Annotated in this window: 1 protein-coding gene; it reads left to right on the top strand. The window is 38.5% G+C overall.

What is annotated here, in order from left to right:
* Positions 1-535, top strand: a 535-nt coding sequence (locus CS063_RS17425) for a flagellin N-terminal helical domain-containing protein (RefSeq protein ID WP_456300492.1), incomplete at both ends; no start/stop codon positions are given.

Here is a 535-nt window from a genome sequence, read left to right as displayed (position 1 = left end):
TTAAATCAAGCATCTCGTAATGCACAAGATGGTGTATCTCTTATCCAAACAGCAGAAGGTGCTCTTGGTGAAGTACACAATATGCTTGGTCGTATGAAAGAGCTTGCTGTTCAAGCAGCCAACGGCACAAACACAACAGACGATAGAGAAAAACTTCAATCAGAATTAAACCAATTAACTTCAGAAGTAAATAAAATTGGTAACACCACAGAGTTCAATACCATGAAACTCTTAAATGGTGGTTCAGCAACATCTGCAACAACATCTTCTTCATTAGAAGGTATGCCAAGCTTAAACATTGAAGGAAGCTTAGATACAGTAGGAGGTCAAAACGCAAAAGTTTCTTGGGCTGTAGGGGCTAACGGTATTGATGCAACAGATCCATCTCGTATGGACGGCGCTAAAATGAGTTTTGAGATTGGTGGACAAAAATTCAGTATTACCTTTAAACAAGAAGCAAGTGCAACTATTACAGATGGTGTAATCAGTGCAGGTACTACAGCAGGAACAGATATTACTATTAAATACAATGCAT

Origin of the sequence: Sporanaerobium hydrogeniformans (assembly GCF_002735925.1) — a bacterium.
Taxonomy (GTDB): Bacteria; Bacillota; Clostridia; order Lachnospirales; family Cellulosilyticaceae; genus Sporanaerobium; species Sporanaerobium hydrogeniformans.
Note: the sequence above shows the minus strand (reverse complement) of the source record. Positions and strands in the feature narration are given on the sequence as shown.